Below are 14122 nucleotides of genomic sequence, written 5' to 3'. Positions count from 1 at the left end.
CCCTGCGTAACACCGCGATCGGCTGGCACCGCGCGAACGGAGCGACCAATATCGCCCGACCTACCCGCCAGGCCAACCGCCAATCACACAACCTGATCATCGCCGTGACCAGCAGTTACCCGACTATTCAATGACCCTGGGGTTCGATGACGTAGCGATACCGACTGAGCCGGGTCGAGGAATCGATGCCGTTACGGGCGATCATGGCCTTGATCCGGCGCTTCGCCAGCACCTGACGCGATTTCCGCTGGGTAAATTCATGCAGGCTGGTTCAGCAGCATGAAGTGCCGGTCAAAAATCTTCTCCAGTTCGCCCATATGCGGCTTTCCCGCAATTTCGGCCTGAATCAATGCAACAGCATGCAGGAGCGCGGTGCGCCACTCATCCAACCGAACGGCGCCAACCACCACAGACTGCACCTCGTTCTCATCTCGATCACAATTTGCCTCAATGTACATCAACGGATCACCTGTCGCCTCGTACTGATAATAGAGAAAATACGGTCCGTCGAACACATACGAAAAGGCTTCCGAGTCGCCGGAAACGATTGAAGAGTAAGCGTTCACTGCGGAACTTATCACCGAAGCCGGAAAGTCGGACCATGCCTCGAAAGGAAATTCGACGCCTTTCAGTGTCAACCACACTCTGCCAGTTACAACACCATCGGGGGAATCAGGCGTCTCAATTCCCTCCACATGCCACACCGCGGCTCGACTCATCGAAATATTTCTCCATAGCATCCGCATCTTTATCAGATGCGCTCGCCAAAATTGAGGTTTTGATTATTTACTTCGTGCGGCTGGGCCCGAATGGCAACATTCGGGCCCAGCCGCGTTCCGGGTCCGGACCAACCATCGGCAGAACGGCCGCCTTCGGCACCACACCCGCCGATGTACGTTTCAACGTCGTGTCCACCGGCACCCATGAGGTGCCCTCACGTGCCCGCTGCGGCTCGACACTCTGCTCGAGCGTCCGCGACCCGTCGGCATTGGCGAACACCTGCGAGTACTCGGTCCGCTCCGACAGGATCTCCACGGCACGACCGCACACCGCGGCCATCCGCTGTGCAGCCGCCTCGTCCGCCTGCTCCCGGACACACGCCACCGGCGCGCCGCCACGGCAGGCGCAGGAAGGCCCACGACCTGCACTCCTGCACCTATCAGCCCCGCAGCGCAGAGCCCCGCCAAACGCAGCGAGACCGTCCCCGGACAGCAGCCATCATCGATCCCCCGCGCATCCCCGTAACAGCCAGTCGATCGAGGAATCTATACAAGCAAGATCATTAATGTAAAGAGTGATCTCACGCTACGCGGTCGGGCCGCTCCCGAGAGGAGCCAGCCGGAGCGCGAGCCGGTGATCACCTAACGCCTCCAGCCACCGCCAGCCAACCGCACCACACCCGCGCGACCCCCGGAAGGCGACACATGCGCCGGTCGCTCCCACAGGACCTTGGCACACATGGTCGTCGCCAGGATCGTCATGGCCGCCTGGGGTTCGGATCGCACCGGCGGGCTCACCATTCCGACATCCCTCCCGACGCAGACAGACAGTCGGACATCAAACCTCTCGGATCCCTTGCGGCGCCGTCCGAATAGGTCGACACGGTCATCTCATGGCCGACGTCGTCCCACAAAATTCCATTACCACCTTCATGGCTTCATCCGCATCATTCACCCACTTTGAATCCTCGCCATAATTCAAAAGAAAGAACATTACTTCTCCTGAAATGAAGAACTGATCCGGCCGCCTAACCTCGGCCCTTCGTTAAGGGTGTCCAAGGACTGGGCCGGAAATAGAGAAGTGCCCTCTGGTCAGGGAAAATAGGGCTTGTCGAGAGTCCTGTTAACCCGTCACGGAAGGCACTTGCTGGGTGAAGACTACCCGAACACGTCCGAAGATCAGCGTGACCGGGGACGGGCGGGGCGTGGTCGGTCACGCCGGCGCCCGGCTTCTCGCCGACCTTGCTGACACGACCGGCCTGACCAGCGCATTCAGTCAAGCTTTGGCCGGGTTCCGGCAACGCCGGGGCGGGCACGATCCCGGCCGGATCGCCGTCGACCTCGCCGTGACCCTCGCTGACGGCGGCGAGGCCATCGCTGACCTTGCCGTGCTGCGTCACCAGCCCGCACTGTTCGGGACGGTCGCGTCCGATCCGACGGCGTGGCGGTTACTGGCACAGCTCGACGCCACGGTCCTGGCCGAACTGCGTGCCGCCCGAGCCCGGGCCCGCGAGATCGCCTGGGCCCAGCACGCCGACACCCGCGGCGACTTCCCGCAGGTCACCGCAGCCGGGCGGCAGATCGACGGTTTGGTTCTGGACATCGACGCGACGATCGTGATCTGTCATTCCGAGAAGGAGTCGGCGACCCGGACCTGGAAGAAGACGTTCGGATATCACCCGTTGTTGTGCTTCCTGGACAACACCGGAGAGGCCCTGGCCGGCCTGTTACGCGAGGGCCGGGCCGGTTCGAACACCACCGCCGACCACATCACCGTGCTCGATCAGGCCCTCGCTCAGATCCCCGACGCCCACCGGCACGGCACCCCGATCCTGCTCCGCAGTGATTCCGCCGGTTCCAGCCACGGTTTCCTCGCCCACATCCGGTCCTGGCGGGAACGCCACCTCGACATCCGGTTCAGTGTCGGCGCTGCGATCACCGAGCCGGTCCGGGCCGCGATCCAGGCGGCGACCGGCTGGGTCCCCGCCGTCGACACGAGTGGCGAACTGCGTGAACACGCCGAAGTCTGCGAGATCACCGGCCTGTTCGAGGCGGCCGGCTGGCCAGAAGGCACCCGGTTCCTAGTCCGCCGCGAACGCCCGCACCCCGGCGCTCAACTGTCGCTGTTCGACACCATCGAAGGATGGCGTCACCAGGTCGTCGCCACCGACACCCCGCCTGGCCACGGCGGCATCCAGCACTTGGAAGCCCGGCACCGGGCCCACGCCCGCGTCGAAGACCGCATCCGCACCGGCAAGAACACCGGCTTCGGCCGGTTCCCGTCCCGGGTCTTCGCCATCAACCAGGCCTGGCTGCAACTCGCCCTGACCGGCATCGACCTACTCGCCTGGACCCAAACCCTGCTGCTGGACGGCGACCTGGCCACCGCCGAACCCAAGAAACTGCGCTACCGGCTGCTGCACGTCGCCGCCCGGATCACCCGCACCGCCCGCCGAACACGCCTCGCCATCGACGCAGGCTGGCCATGGACCGACGCCCTGAACAGCGCCTTCAACCGCCTCACCGCACTGCCGCAACCCACCGGCTGACCCTGCAGCCCGCGCTGCGACCAGCAACACGGAGGAACCCGGCCACGCGCCGGGCCCTCACCATGCCCACAAAACCGCAGCAAGAAGACGCATCGAATTCATCGAACGGCGGCTATGAATCGGCGTCTAAATGAAAGACCGAGGCTAAGGAGCACGAACGCCCGACACGGTAGCGCGGACATCAACACTCCCGGCCACGACGTCATGCCCCCGCTTCGACCGGCCTTCGACACGTCTGGTGGCGTGCGTCGCGTTCCTGCTCCCACCGCCACGTCGGCCGTCGCTGCCGCATCCGTCGAGGACAACGGCGACGGAACCGGCGAAGACGAACAGCCGGGGGTCTGCCGATCACCGGCAGTGCCACCGCCTCGATGGTGGCCGCGGGTGTTTTGCTCGTCGTGGGCGGGGCTGCGGCCCCGGTCACCAGCCAACGTCGGCGGGTTCTCTGATCAGCGGGCTTTCACGCGTACCCCAGGACGGGGTTGATCGGGGATGCATGGTGGTGATCTATGTCTGGACCGTGAAGAGGGTCCAACGGCTTCGGTAACAGCGGGTTGCGGGAGCGTGCCATACTCCCGCACATGACGTCACGGTTCCGCCACGAACGGTCCTTTGCCCTGCTCGCTGCGGCTGCCGTTGTTCTGATCGCCGCGCCGGCCGCGGCCGCGCCACCCGAGACCGTTGACATGCGCACCGCCGTCTCGGGACCGGCCGAAGTGGTCGCCGGGGAGATTCTCGGCATCGAGATCGGCACGACCGTTCCCGGGCCGCCGCCCCCGACCGGCGTCAAGCTGACCGTCACACTGCCCGAGGGTGTGGGCTACGAGGGTGAGGGCGGCGGATCCGGCCCGTGTTCGGGTGAGGCGGGTGGCCGGGTCGTCGTCTGCATCCCCGACCCGGAGGTGCCGGATCCGGGCAACCGGTCGTGGGGGCTCGGCGGGCGGGTCGCCGCGTCGGTGCCGGCCGGGACCACGCTCACCACCACGGTGGTGGTCTCCTCCGACAGCGAGGAGACGAACCCGGCCGACAACACGGCGCAGCTCGTCACCACTGTCGTCGACCGGGCCGCCGAGTCCCTCACGGTGACCGGTCCGGCCGATCCGATCGTTCCCGGACAGCCGTTCCGCGCCACGGTGAAGGCCCGCCACGGCGCCGGCCAGCCGCTGAAGAACTTCCACCTGATCACGTCGTTCGGTGACTGGTTCGAGGGCGGCCGGATCGTGAACCTTCCGGAGGTCGAGTGTTCGGCCGACCCGGGTTCGCTGCTGTGTGAGACCGGCAAGACCTTGGAGCCGAACAGCGAGCTGTCCTTCGAGTACGAGTTCCGCACCAGCGCCGACCCGAAGGACTATCCGGAGAGCGCCGTCACGCTGGGGTTCCGGAGTTACTCGTACAGCCAGGACTACACGGTCTCCGCGAGCACGCTGATCCATTTCGCCAAGGCGCCCGCCCCGTCGACGTCGGTGTCGGTGTCGCCGTCGGCTTCCCGGTCGGCATCGGCGTCACCGTCGCCGTCGCGTTCGGTTTCGGCCAGTCCCAGCGTCAGCCCGTCCGCGACCGGGACCGGTGGCGGTCTGCCGATCACCGGCAGTGCCACCGCCCCGCTGATGGCCGTCGGCGCGCTTCTCGTCGCCGCCGGCACCGGTGCGCTCCTGGCTACCCGGCGGCGCCGCACTTTCTGACAGCCCGCACCTCTGGCCGCCCGCGCCTCTGACCGGTAAGCCCGGAATCCGTTGCACCGCAACGGATTCCGGGCTTTTCGGTGTCTCCGCACATCGAGGAATCGGGGCCACTTCCGGGCGTTCTCATGATCTACGGTCTCGATCACAGCCGTTCAGTGTTCTGAATGGCCAGTTCGCCGATGGCAACATTGAGGGGACGACCACGTGCATACAAACATCAAGCGGGCAATCGGCGGTGTGACGGCGACCGTCACCGCGATCGGCCTCGCCACCGCTCTGGGAGCGACGCCCGCTCAGGCGCAGTCGAATGTAACCGCCTACAGCAACGCCCGGGGCGGATACACGAGCCAGGCCGCGGTAACGCGATTCACTGCCTACGGTGACAAGATCACCCTTTTCGACCAGGCGGCGGACGGCGCCGGCGTCCATGGGGACTGGTTCTACACCGACGTGAACGGCCGGGAGTACGAGCAGACCGATCTGTACTGGGGTGGCGGCGCGGGTACCTCCCACACCTGGGACTTCGATATCCCCGAGAACGTCATCGTGACCGTCATCGCCTGCATCAGGGACAACGGAGACATCATCGTTGTCACGTGCGACGTTCAGCACAGCAGTTGATACACCCCACGCTCTGAAGGACGGAGAATCTCTGCCTTCTCAGACCGCCAGGGGAACCGCGGTCTCCTTCGGCGCTTCGGCGGTGATGGCGGCCGCGGTGCGGCGGCTGCGGACTCCGCCGGCGACGCAAAGCGCCAGGCCGACGGCGAGCCAGGCTGCCAGCACGATGATCGCGTGGGCGCTGCCGTGGCCGTCGAAGAAGGCGACGGAACGCAGCAGCTGACCGCCGGCACCCGGGGGAAGCAGCTGGCCGAGGGCCCCGGACCAGCCGGGCAGCATCTCCGGGGCGGTCGCGCTGCCGGAGAGCGGGTTACCGATCAGCATCATGATCACGGCGCCGAGGCCCAGGCCCGGGTAGCCGAGCAGGGACTCCAGGCCGAGCAGGGTGAACGACGTGGCGGCGACGGTGAGGCTGATGGCGCCGACGTTGGTCAGGTAGGAGCCGTCCAGCGAGCCGAACCAGAACTGCAGGATGGCCGTGATGGCCAGGCCGCCGGCGACGGCGAAGGCCAGCGCTCCGACGATGCGGCGGCCGGTGCCGCGTACCAGCCGGGTCATCAGGACCGCGGTGAGCATGCCGCTCATGACCAGGGGCAGGGCGGCGGCGGCGAGTCCGGCGCCGCGCGGGTCGTCGGCAGGCAGGGCGGCCAGGTCGCGAACCGTGACGGTGGTGCCGGCGTCCGGTGCGGCCGCCTGGCTGAGGGCGGTGCCCACGCCCTGCAGGGTCTGTGCGACCGAGGCGCTGGCCGCGGAGGCGGTCAGGATCTGCGGGGCGCCGGTGCTGAGGTCGATCGCCCCGTAGACCTCCCGGTCGAGGATCAGTTGTTCGGCGGCGGCGGTGTCGGCGACGACGGTGACCTCGAAGGCGTCCGGCATCTTCGCCTCCAGCGCGGAGGTGACCTGCTCGACCGCGGCGGCCGGGCCGGCGACGGCGATCGGCACGTCGTGCACCGACGAGCGCACCGACGGCCAGGCGAACGCGGTGAGCAGCACGCTGATGATCACCGTCAGGAGGGCCGCGGCCCCGAACACCTTCGGCCAGGGCGTCGGATCGGTTTCGGTCATCACATCTCCTTAGGGAACGATCGTTCGTTTTTAGAATGCGCGCACCGGGCCTGCTTGTCAAGAACGATCGTTCGCTTTAGCGTCGGATCATGCCTCGCGTCTCTGAGCAATACCGGGCCGACCGCCGCACCGAGATCCTGGTCGCCGCCACCCGCCTGTTCGCCGTCAACGGGTTCCACAGCACCTCGATGGCCGACATCATCACCGAGTGCGGGCTGTCGGCCGGGGCGGTCTACCGCTACTTCAGCAGCAAGGAGGAGCTGATCGCGGCATCGGCGGAATCCGCGCTGTCAGCGGCGAACGAGACGTTCCAGGCGCTGCTCGCCGACGGCGCCACGCCATCTCCCGAGCAGGCGCTGACCGCGCTCATCGAGACGATCGACAAACGCATCGTCAACCATCGGGCCGACGGTGCCGACCTCACCCGCATCGGCGTCCAGGTGTGGGCCGAGGCCCTGCGCAGCCCGGCGCTCGCGGCCCAGGCGAACACGGTGTACCAGCAGCTGCGGGGCAACTTCGCGGAGGTGATCCGGCGCTGGCAGGCGGCCGGCCACACCCCCGCGGATCTCGTGCCGGAACACGCGGGCGGGGCCATGCTGAGCCTGGTGCAGGGCTTCATCCTGCAGCGCCTGCTGGTCGACGGCACCAGCACCGAGGCCTACCTGTCCGGCGTACGCGGTCTGCTGGCCTCCGCCTCCGCTGCTGACGCCACATGACGGCACCGCCACGCCACCGGACGCCGGGACACGGTGCCGGCCGCGTCCCACACCGCTGACGGTCGCGTGTCCGGCGGCCGTCAGCAGCGCCGGCTAACGCAGGGCCGCCAGCTGGGTGGCCCGGGCCGCCAGGCGATCGACCCGTTTGCGGGCTTCGGCGTCGTCGCCGGACTCCAGGTCGCCGAGGAGTGCGACGTAGTCGCCGGCCAGGGCGGCGTAGTGCGTCCGGAAACCGCGGCTGCCGGTGCGGTAACCGGCGTCCAGGTCGATGATCTGCTGGGCGACCGCGGACGCCGCCGCACTCAGGGCCACCCGGTCGTCGGTGGCGGCGTCCAGACGTTCGCGGCGGTCCAGCGCCGCCCGGGCGGCGCGACGGCCCGTCAGCCACAGCAGCAGCGAACCCAGCACGACGGCCGATACGGCGGCTCCGGCGATCAGGTAGCGCGGCAGGTACGGGTTGATGGTGCGCGGCCCGTCCGTGAGGAGTCCGGTCTTGACCAGACGGTCGTAGTTGACCGCGACGACCTTGACGGTGGACAGCGGGTCACCGCCGAACTGCTGGATGCCGGTGCCGATGGTGGCCTCGATCGTCATCAGTTCGCCACCGCCGGGGAACATCGCACAGCCGTACCGGTTCCAGCCGTCCCCCCGAGGGCGCAGCGCCAGGACCAGGACGCCGTCGGCGGCGCGTTCCAGCGAGTCGCAGACCGGAGCCGGATCGCTGGTGCTCTGGTCCAGGAAGAGCACGATGAGACGGCGATTGCCGATGATCTGCTCGGCGGCGGGGACGTCCAGGTCGACGCCGGGTGCGGCGTACACCGACGAGGTGCGCACCTGCCGGGCGATCGGGCCCTCGAACAGGCCGCCGGTCCACAACGCCCAGCCGGCCAGGACCAGGCACGCCAGCGAGGCCAGCGTGAACGGCGACACCACGGCCCGCACGATACGGCGCAGTCTCACGCGAGCCGCCCCCTCAGGTATTCGGCCGGCCGGTACCCGCGGTACGGCAGCAGGCGGGCGGCACGGTCCAGCTCGATCTCCGCGTTACGCAGCATGGCGCGTACGTGAGCATCGGGAAGATCGGCGTCGACGGCGTCCCGCGCGGCGGTGAGGCTGACCAGCGCCCGGGCCAGCGGGGTCTCGCTGCGCTGATCCGCGAGTGCGGACATCTCCACCGCGAGGGCGGTCAGCGCGGCGAGCTGGGCGAGCGTCCCGGGAATCAGGCGGGCGACCTGCGGACCGGCCGGGAGCAGGATCGGCCGCGCCGAGATCACCACGAACAGCAGCACACACAGCACGAAGATCCACGGCAGGGCGGGCAGGGCGACCCGCAGCGGATCCGGCGGCTGGTAGGGCAACGGCCGGTCGAAGATCCCCGCGAACCGGATTTCGGTGACGCGCTGCAGATAGGTCTCCAGGACACCACGCTGTGTGTACGCGCTGCGCTCCATCACCGATGCGGCCTGCGAGTAGAAGCCGGCCGCCGCGATGTCGGCGAAGTCGCCGGCGAACGGGCCGGAGTACTCGATCCAGCCGCCGTACATCACCACGATAGGGGTGTCCGGAAACAGCTTCGCCAGCGCCGGGCCGTACTCCGGAACGGGTTTCCCGAGCGGCTGCACCGGCAGCGCAACGTAGAGCACACGCCCGTCCGGGAACGCCGTCGATTTCTGCGGCGCCTCCTCCAGCGCCGCGCCCTCGGCCCGGTGGAATCCGCCGGCCCGCAGATCGGCGGCGACCACCGCGGTCTCGGCGGCGGCCGGTTCCCGCCATCGCAGCGTCTCCGGCATCGCCGGCGCCGGCTGGTCGCGCAGGTCGGCGATGAGCAGGAGCAGCGAATTCGTCACGTCGGCGGTGGCGAACTCGTCCCGCCAGTCGGCCAAAGTCGAGCCGCCGACCGAGATCGTGCCGAGGGTCACCGCAGTGCCGATGATGCGCAGGTCGGCCGCCTCGACCGCGCGAAGCCGTTCGGTGGATGCCTCGTCGAGGCCGGGCGGCACGGCCAGGATCCGCAGTCCACTGTCCCCGATCGCGGCGTCGACCCGGGCGGTGTCCCACCGCGCGACGGTGCCCGGCAGCCGCACCACCGGCGACGCCCGTACCAGTCGGGTCATCTCCTCGACCGACGGCAGCGTCACGGTGCCGGCCGGGGCGACCTTGCCGTTACCGCCGGCCGGCGACCGGGCGTAGCTGACCTCGAAGTCGCTGCGCTGGCTGCCCAGGAACACGAGCATGGTGAGCGCGGCGACCGTGAGGGCGGCCCACCGCACCGTCTGGCTGATCATTCGCGCCACATCCGGTCGGCGGTCTCGGCGAGGTCGGTGGCCTCCCGGGCGGCGTCCGGTCCGCCTCTCGCGGCGGCGATGGTCTCGGCCCGGCGCAGCAGCCCGGTCGCCTCGGCGTCACGCGGCGCGCCCGCCCCGGCGGCGTCCCGGCTGATCGAGGCGGCGGTGATCGCGGCGTGCGCGGTGGACCAGGCGACCCGGCGTTGCAGCGCGCGTTCCCGCAGCCGGGGCACAGCGACCGCCGCGTACCCCGATCCCACCAGCACGACAGCCCCGATCCCCCAGATCAACCACATCGGTGCAGGGTAACGGGTTCCGACCGCACCGTTGATCGTGTCAGGGACCACAGTCACCGGGGTACCGGCAGCAGCCGGTGAGCGTGGCCAATGTGAAGGTCAACCCGTGATCCAGGCGAGGTTGACCTTGCGGAAGGCGATCGAACGGTGTGAGGTGGCGCTCGCGCCGGTGTCCTCGTTGACCTCGACCAGGGCGCCGACGAAGAAGTCGGCGGTCTTCGCCATGCTGGAGTAGCCGCCCTCGGCGACCGTGCCGGTGCCCAGTGCGGGCCAGGCCGGCAGTGGCGCGTCGCTCAGCGGGCGGCTGACCGGCCAGGTCGCCGCCTCGTCGGTGCTGATCCGGATCGTCATGTGCTGCCGGTTCGCCGAACTCGCCGAGTTGAGGAAGACGATCCGGGCCGGCGACGGCAGGTTGTACCGCAGGATCGACGCCTCGGCGTGCGGGTCGGGCAGGGCCTGCTCCGGGGCGTACGCGTCGAAGCCCGACTCGATCGTGCCGCGGCTCACCCAGCGGCTCTTCGCCGTCTCCCACACCGACTTGACGGCGGTGTCGTTGCGCATCAGCCGGCCGTCGGTCAGTTCGAGCAGGGTGCTCTCGCCGGTGACCTCGTTGCCGTTCGCCATCGGCGCGCTCGTCCACGTCGTGCCGCCGTCGTCGCTGTAGATGTTGCGGTTGGTGGCCGGCACGACCAGCCGTCCGGTCGTCGTCTGCACGCCGGTGCCCGGGCCGACCGCGTCCCACGCCCACACCTTGCCGTCGGCGTGCACCTTCGGGGTGACGTCGGCGGTCAGGTCGACCGGGCCGGTCCATTTCGTGCCGTCGTCGTCGACACTGCTGGTGAACAGTCTGACCCGCCGGTCACCCCACGCGGAGATCTCGGTGGTGCCGTCGGCGCCGTCGGCGCTCTTGTCGGCGGCGTTCCACGACACGAACAGGAAGATGGTGCCGGTGTTCCGGTCGACCACCGCGGTCGGGTTGCCCCAGGTGCCCTGGCCGGCCCCGACCACCTCGTCGATCGCGGACCAGGTCTTCCCGTTGTCGGTGGACCGCTTGAACATCAGGTTGATGTTGCCGTGGTCCCGGTTGGAGGAGACCCGGCCCTCGGCGAACGCCAGGAGCGTGTCCTTCGTGGTGCGGATCAGCGACGGGATCCGGAACGAGTGGTAGGTGACACCCGCGTAGGTCTCCCCGTTCCCGTCGAACAGGAGCAGTTCGCTGTGCTTGGCGTCCGCCGCGGCCGCGGGCGTGCCGGGCATGACGAGTCCGCAGAGCAGCATCACCGCTGCGCCCAGGGCGAGCCGCCGGTGCCGTCGCATGGAGGAGTCCTTCCGTAGATCCACAGTAGGGCCCCATCGTCACCCGGCGCCGCCGCCGGCGGTGTCCCGTTCGCTGTAGGTATCGTCACTGTCGTCGTCCCGGAACGGCACGATCCGGAACGACACGATCCGGGACCGCCGTTTCGGGGATCGAGACGCGGGAATGAGAGATGCCGGGCCTGTGGCGGCGTTTCCGGCAGCGGCAGAACGACCGCGGATCAGGCGACCCGGCTGCCGAACGCGTCGAGTGACACCTTCGCCCAGTCGCGCCAGGTGGTGAGGCGCTGCTCGTAGATGGCCTCGATCTCCGGCAGCACGTCGCCCATGACCAGGCGGCGTGGCGGGTTCTCGGCGTCGACCAGGGCGAGGAGCGCCGCCGTCGTCGCCGTCGGGTCGCCCAGGCGGAAATCGATCTCCGGGCGCGGGTACGCCGGCGACTCCGCACTCTGGTGGATCGCGCCCACGAACCCGGTCGCGTACGGGCCCGGCTCCACCAGCGTCACGTGGAACCCGAAGCCCGCCGTCTCCAGCGCCAGCGCCTCGGTCAGTCCTTCGACCGCCCACTTCGACGCGTGGTAGGCACCGAATCCCGGGTACGCCCGGACGCCGCCCTCGCTGGTCACCTGCAGCAGGTGCCCAGCATTCTGGCGGCGCAGGACGGGCAGGACCGCCTGGGTCACCCAGACCGCGCCGAAGAAGTTGGTCTCCATCTGCCGGCGCAGTTCGCGTTCGGTGACCTCCTCGACCATGCCGACGTGGCCGTATCCGGCGGCGTTGACGACCACGTCGATCCGGCCGAAGCGTTGGACCACGTGGTCGACGGCCGCGAACACCGCCTCCCGGTCGGTGACGTCGAGGGTCAGCGGCAGCACCGCGTCGCCGAACCGCTCGACGAGGGCCGGGTCGACGGCGCTGCGGGCGGCGACGGCCACCCGGTCGCCGCGTTCCAGGGCGGCCTGCGCCCAGAGCCGGCCGAAGCCACTGGACGCGCCGGTGATGAACCAGATCTTCTGCATGCCTGAAGTCTGCGCACCCGTCGGCCATGCCACCAGCGAATGTTTCGCATGGCAGGTATTCCAGGATGGCATACTCGGCCGATGGGACTGAACGTTCACCCGCAACTGCTGCTCGCCCTGCGGACCGTGCTGGACGCCGGTTCGCTCACCGCCGCGTCCGAACGTCTCGGGTTCACCCAGTCCGCGCTGTCGAAACAGATCGCCACCCTGGAGGCCGCCGCCGGCACTCCGCTGGTCCGCCGCGGCCCGCGCGGCGTCGAACCGACCGACGCGGGCACCCGGCTGGCGGCCCGGGCGGCGGCTGTCCTCGACCAGCTCGACGCCGCCCAGCGCGAACTCGACGACCTGTCCGCCCCGCTCGGCGGCTGGCTGACCCTCGGCGGCTTCCCCGCGACCGCGATGGAGCTGGCGCCGCGCACGCTCGCCCGCCTCCGCACCGAACACCCCTCCCTCGAGATCGACTTCTTGGAGTCGTCGACGGCCGTGCAGGTCCGGCGGTTACGGGCGGGCCGTCTGGATCTCGCGCTTCTCGCGACCGGCGAGGGCCTTCCGGGGTACGACCTGACGGGCATCGACATCGAGCGTCTGCCCGCCGGCCCGCTGATGGTCGCGGTGAGCCGCCGGCACCGGCTGGCCCACGCCCGGCGGGTGACGGTCGCCGACCTCGCCGGCGAGGGCTGGATCGTCGGCCGGGCCACCCGGTCCGAGCCGCAGTTCGGCGCCTGGCCCACCCTGACGAACGCCCGGATCGTCGCCGAACTGGGCGACTGGTCCGCCCGGCTCGGCTTCGTCGCGGCCGGCCTCGGCATCGCCACCGTCCCGAGCCTCAGCACGGGCGTACTGCCCGGCGACGTGGTCTGCCTCGCGGTCGACGACCCGTCGTGGACGGGACGAACGTTGAGCCTCGCCCGGATCGGCGCGCTCACACCCTCGGCGGCCGCGGTCCGGGCCGCGCTCCTCGCCGAGGCGCGCACCATGGCCGAGCGCTGATCTGCGGGGACGCCGCTTCACCCGCCCCCGCAGAAGAGTGTCAGCGGAAGACCCGGCCGGCACCGACCTGGGGAAACTGCGGCGGGCCGCCCCACGCCTCCCGGACGTCGGCGATCTGTTCCGCGGTGAGCCCGAACCCGTCCGCCCCTTCGCGGCGGAGCAGCTCCGCCAACTCCTCGATGCCGCGCATGGCTCACCTCATCGCAACGGCAGTTCGTCGCGGGCGCCGGGATGGAGCCAGCGCTCCGCCTCGGTGATGCGCAGGTCGTTGATGCCGGTGGCGGCCTGCACCGCGACGTCCGATCCGGCTCCGTCCGCGTCAACGTAACAGTCAAGGACGAGAAAAGGTGATCAGACAATCAGCGGCCGGTGAGGACATAGTTCCCACTGCCCTCACTACTGTGGCGCCCACCCGACGGGCACAGCCCCTGCCGCTGGCCACCTCCGCCACCGAACCAGAGGCCTTCGCAATAACGGCACCAGCGCCAATCCCTCTGACCACGGGGACGCATTGCCGAACTCAGGACGTAATTCCCGCTACCGTCCTTACTGTGCTCACCACCGACCGGGCACACTCCCCACCGCCGGCCGCCGCCGCCACCGAACCACAGACCTTCACATCGCCGGCACCAGCGCCACTGATCCTGACCGGCTATCTCTCCTACACCGTGAAGGCCGTAGTCACCACTGTCATCACGGATGTGTGATCCCCCTGCGGGACAGGCGCCCCAGGTAGCATGGCCACTGAACCACAGACCTTCGCAGCGGCGGCACCACCGCCACTCATACTGCTGGGCCAACGCCGCTTCCGCGCTGCCGAGAACAACCGCCGAGGACACTCCGGCAACAAAAAGGGATCCCCCGGC

15 protein-coding genes are annotated in these 14122 nt (G+C 69.2%); 6 read left to right on the top strand and 9 right to left on the bottom strand.

The genetic code is table 11. The features are described from left to right. Positions 1-257: 257 nt before the first annotated feature. Both QSK32_RS41400 and QSK32_RS41395 read right to left on the bottom strand, forming a co-directional pair. Positions 258-695, bottom strand: coding sequence for a hypothetical protein (locus tag QSK32_RS41400; protein WP_157411170.1), 438 nt, complete (start codon positions 693-695; stop codon positions 258-260). Between the two features lie 91 nt (positions 696-786). Then, complete coding sequence (locus QSK32_RS41395; protein ID WP_157411169.1) at positions 787-1035, bottom strand: hypothetical protein; 249 nt, start codon at positions 1033-1035, stop codon at positions 787-789. An 835-nt stretch (positions 1036-1870) separates the two neighbouring features. Here QSK32_RS41395 and QSK32_RS41390 point away from each other — a divergent pair. From QSK32_RS41390 to QSK32_RS41380, 3 genes are all read left to right on the top strand, one after another. Further along, on the top strand, positions 1871-3268 hold the full coding sequence (locus QSK32_RS41390; protein WP_285475054.1) for an IS1380 family transposase: 1398 nt from the start codon (positions 1871-1873) through the stop codon (positions 3266-3268). Between the two features lie 581 nt (positions 3269-3849). Beyond that, a complete protein-coding gene (locus QSK32_RS41385) occupies positions 3850-4950 on the top strand; it encodes an LPXTG cell wall anchor domain-containing protein (RefSeq protein WP_285475053.1) in 1101 nt (366 codons plus the stop codon). A gap of 204 nt (positions 4951-5154) precedes the next feature. Further along, positions 5155-5571 (top strand): hypothetical protein, encoded by a 417-nt coding sequence (locus QSK32_RS41380; protein WP_285475052.1) that lies wholly within the window; start codon positions 5155-5157, stop codon positions 5569-5571. A 39-nt stretch (positions 5572-5610) separates the two neighbouring features. Here QSK32_RS41380 and QSK32_RS41375 read toward each other — a convergent pair whose 3' ends face one another. Next, positions 5611-6636, bottom strand: coding sequence for an ABC transporter permease (locus tag QSK32_RS41375; RefSeq protein ID WP_045743958.1), 1026 nt, complete (start codon positions 6634-6636; stop codon positions 5611-5613). 89 nt (positions 6637-6725) lie between these two features. Here QSK32_RS41375 and QSK32_RS41370 point away from each other — a divergent pair, with 89 nt between their 5' ends. Beyond that, positions 6726-7352, top strand: coding sequence for a TetR/AcrR family transcriptional regulator (locus QSK32_RS41370; RefSeq protein WP_285475051.1), 627 nt, complete (start codon positions 6726-6728; stop codon positions 7350-7352). A gap of 93 nt (positions 7353-7445) precedes the next feature. Here the strand turns inward: QSK32_RS41370 and QSK32_RS41365 are convergent, their stop codons facing one another. From QSK32_RS41365 to QSK32_RS41345, 5 genes are all read right to left on the bottom strand, one after another. Further along, complete coding sequence (locus QSK32_RS41365) at positions 7446-8312, bottom strand: hypothetical protein (RefSeq protein ID WP_285475050.1); 867 nt, start codon at positions 8310-8312, stop codon at positions 7446-7448. Continuing rightward, complete coding sequence (locus QSK32_RS41360) at positions 8309-9637, bottom strand: hypothetical protein (protein ID WP_285475049.1); 1329 nt, start codon at positions 9635-9637, stop codon at positions 8309-8311. The genes QSK32_RS41365 and QSK32_RS41360 overlap by 4 nt, the downstream gene beginning before the upstream one ends. Continuing rightward, positions 9634-9933 (bottom strand): DUF6403 family protein, encoded by a 300-nt coding sequence (locus QSK32_RS41355; protein WP_045743954.1) that lies wholly within the window; start codon positions 9931-9933, stop codon positions 9634-9636. The genes QSK32_RS41360 and QSK32_RS41355 overlap by 4 nt, the downstream gene beginning before the upstream one ends. A gap of 99 nt (positions 9934-10032) precedes the next feature. Continuing rightward, the gene (locus QSK32_RS41350) at positions 10033-11250 is read right to left on the bottom strand and encodes a sialidase family protein (protein WP_285475048.1); all 1218 of its coding nucleotides are present in this window, start codon (positions 11248-11250) and stop codon (positions 10033-10035) included. A gap of 218 nt (positions 11251-11468) precedes the next feature. Beyond that, positions 11469-12266 (bottom strand): SDR family NAD(P)-dependent oxidoreductase, encoded by a 798-nt coding sequence (locus tag QSK32_RS41345; RefSeq protein ID WP_285475047.1) that lies wholly within the window; start codon positions 12264-12266, stop codon positions 11469-11471. A gap of 81 nt (positions 12267-12347) precedes the next feature. Here QSK32_RS41345 and QSK32_RS41340 point away from each other — a divergent pair, with 81 nt between their 5' ends. Then, on the top strand, positions 12348-13256 hold the full coding sequence (locus QSK32_RS41340; protein ID WP_285475046.1) for a LysR family transcriptional regulator: 909 nt from the start codon (positions 12348-12350) through the stop codon (positions 13254-13256). A gap of 40 nt (positions 13257-13296) precedes the next feature. Here QSK32_RS41340 and QSK32_RS41335 read toward each other — a convergent pair whose 3' ends face one another. Then, entirely contained in the window at positions 13297-13446 is a 150-nt protein-coding gene (locus QSK32_RS41335; RefSeq protein ID WP_285475045.1) for a hypothetical protein, read from the bottom strand. 361 nt (positions 13447-13807) lie between these two features. Here QSK32_RS41335 and QSK32_RS41330 point away from each other — a divergent pair, with 361 nt between their 5' ends. Next, positions 13808-13963, top strand: coding sequence for a hypothetical protein (locus QSK32_RS41330; RefSeq protein WP_285475044.1), 156 nt, complete (start codon positions 13808-13810; stop codon positions 13961-13963). The last annotated feature ends 159 nt before the right edge of the window (positions 13964-14122 follow it).

Source organism: Actinoplanes sp. NBRC 101535, assembly GCF_030269225.1.
Taxonomy (GTDB): domain Bacteria; phylum Actinomycetota; class Actinomycetes; order Mycobacteriales; family Micromonosporaceae; genus Actinoplanes; species Actinoplanes rectilineatus.
This window is presented reverse-complemented; position numbering and strand designations above follow the sequence as displayed.

Coding starts and splice junctions, on each gene's coding strand:
- QSK32_RS41360 (WP_285475049.1), bottom strand. CDS start 9,637: ATGATCAGCCAGACGGTGCGGTGGGCCGCCCTCACGGTCGCCGCGCTC.
- QSK32_RS41370 (WP_285475051.1), top strand. CDS start 6,726: ATGCCTCGCGTCTCTGAGCAATACCGGGCCGACCGCCGCACCGAGATC.
- QSK32_RS41385 (WP_285475053.1), top strand. CDS start 3,850: ATGACGTCACGGTTCCGCCACGAACGGTCCTTTGCCCTGCTCGCTGCG.
- QSK32_RS41355 (WP_045743954.1), bottom strand. CDS start 9,933: ATGTGGTTGATCTGGGGGATCGGGGCTGTCGTGCTGGTGGGATCGGGG.
- QSK32_RS41350 (WP_285475048.1), bottom strand. CDS start 11,250: ATGCGACGGCACCGGCGGCTCGCCCTGGGCGCAGCGGTGATGCTGCTC.
- QSK32_RS41335 (WP_285475045.1), bottom strand. CDS start 13,446: ATGCGCGGCATCGAGGAGTTGGCGGAGCTGCTCCGCCGCGAAGGGGCG.
- QSK32_RS41345 (WP_285475047.1), bottom strand. CDS start 12,266: ATGCAGAAGATCTGGTTCATCACCGGCGCGTCCAGTGGCTTCGGCCGG.
- QSK32_RS41340 (WP_285475046.1), top strand. CDS start 12,348: ATGGGACTGAACGTTCACCCGCAACTGCTGCTCGCCCTGCGGACCGTG.
- QSK32_RS41375 (WP_045743958.1), bottom strand. CDS start 6,636: ATGACCGAAACCGATCCGACGCCCTGGCCGAAGGTGTTCGGGGCCGCG.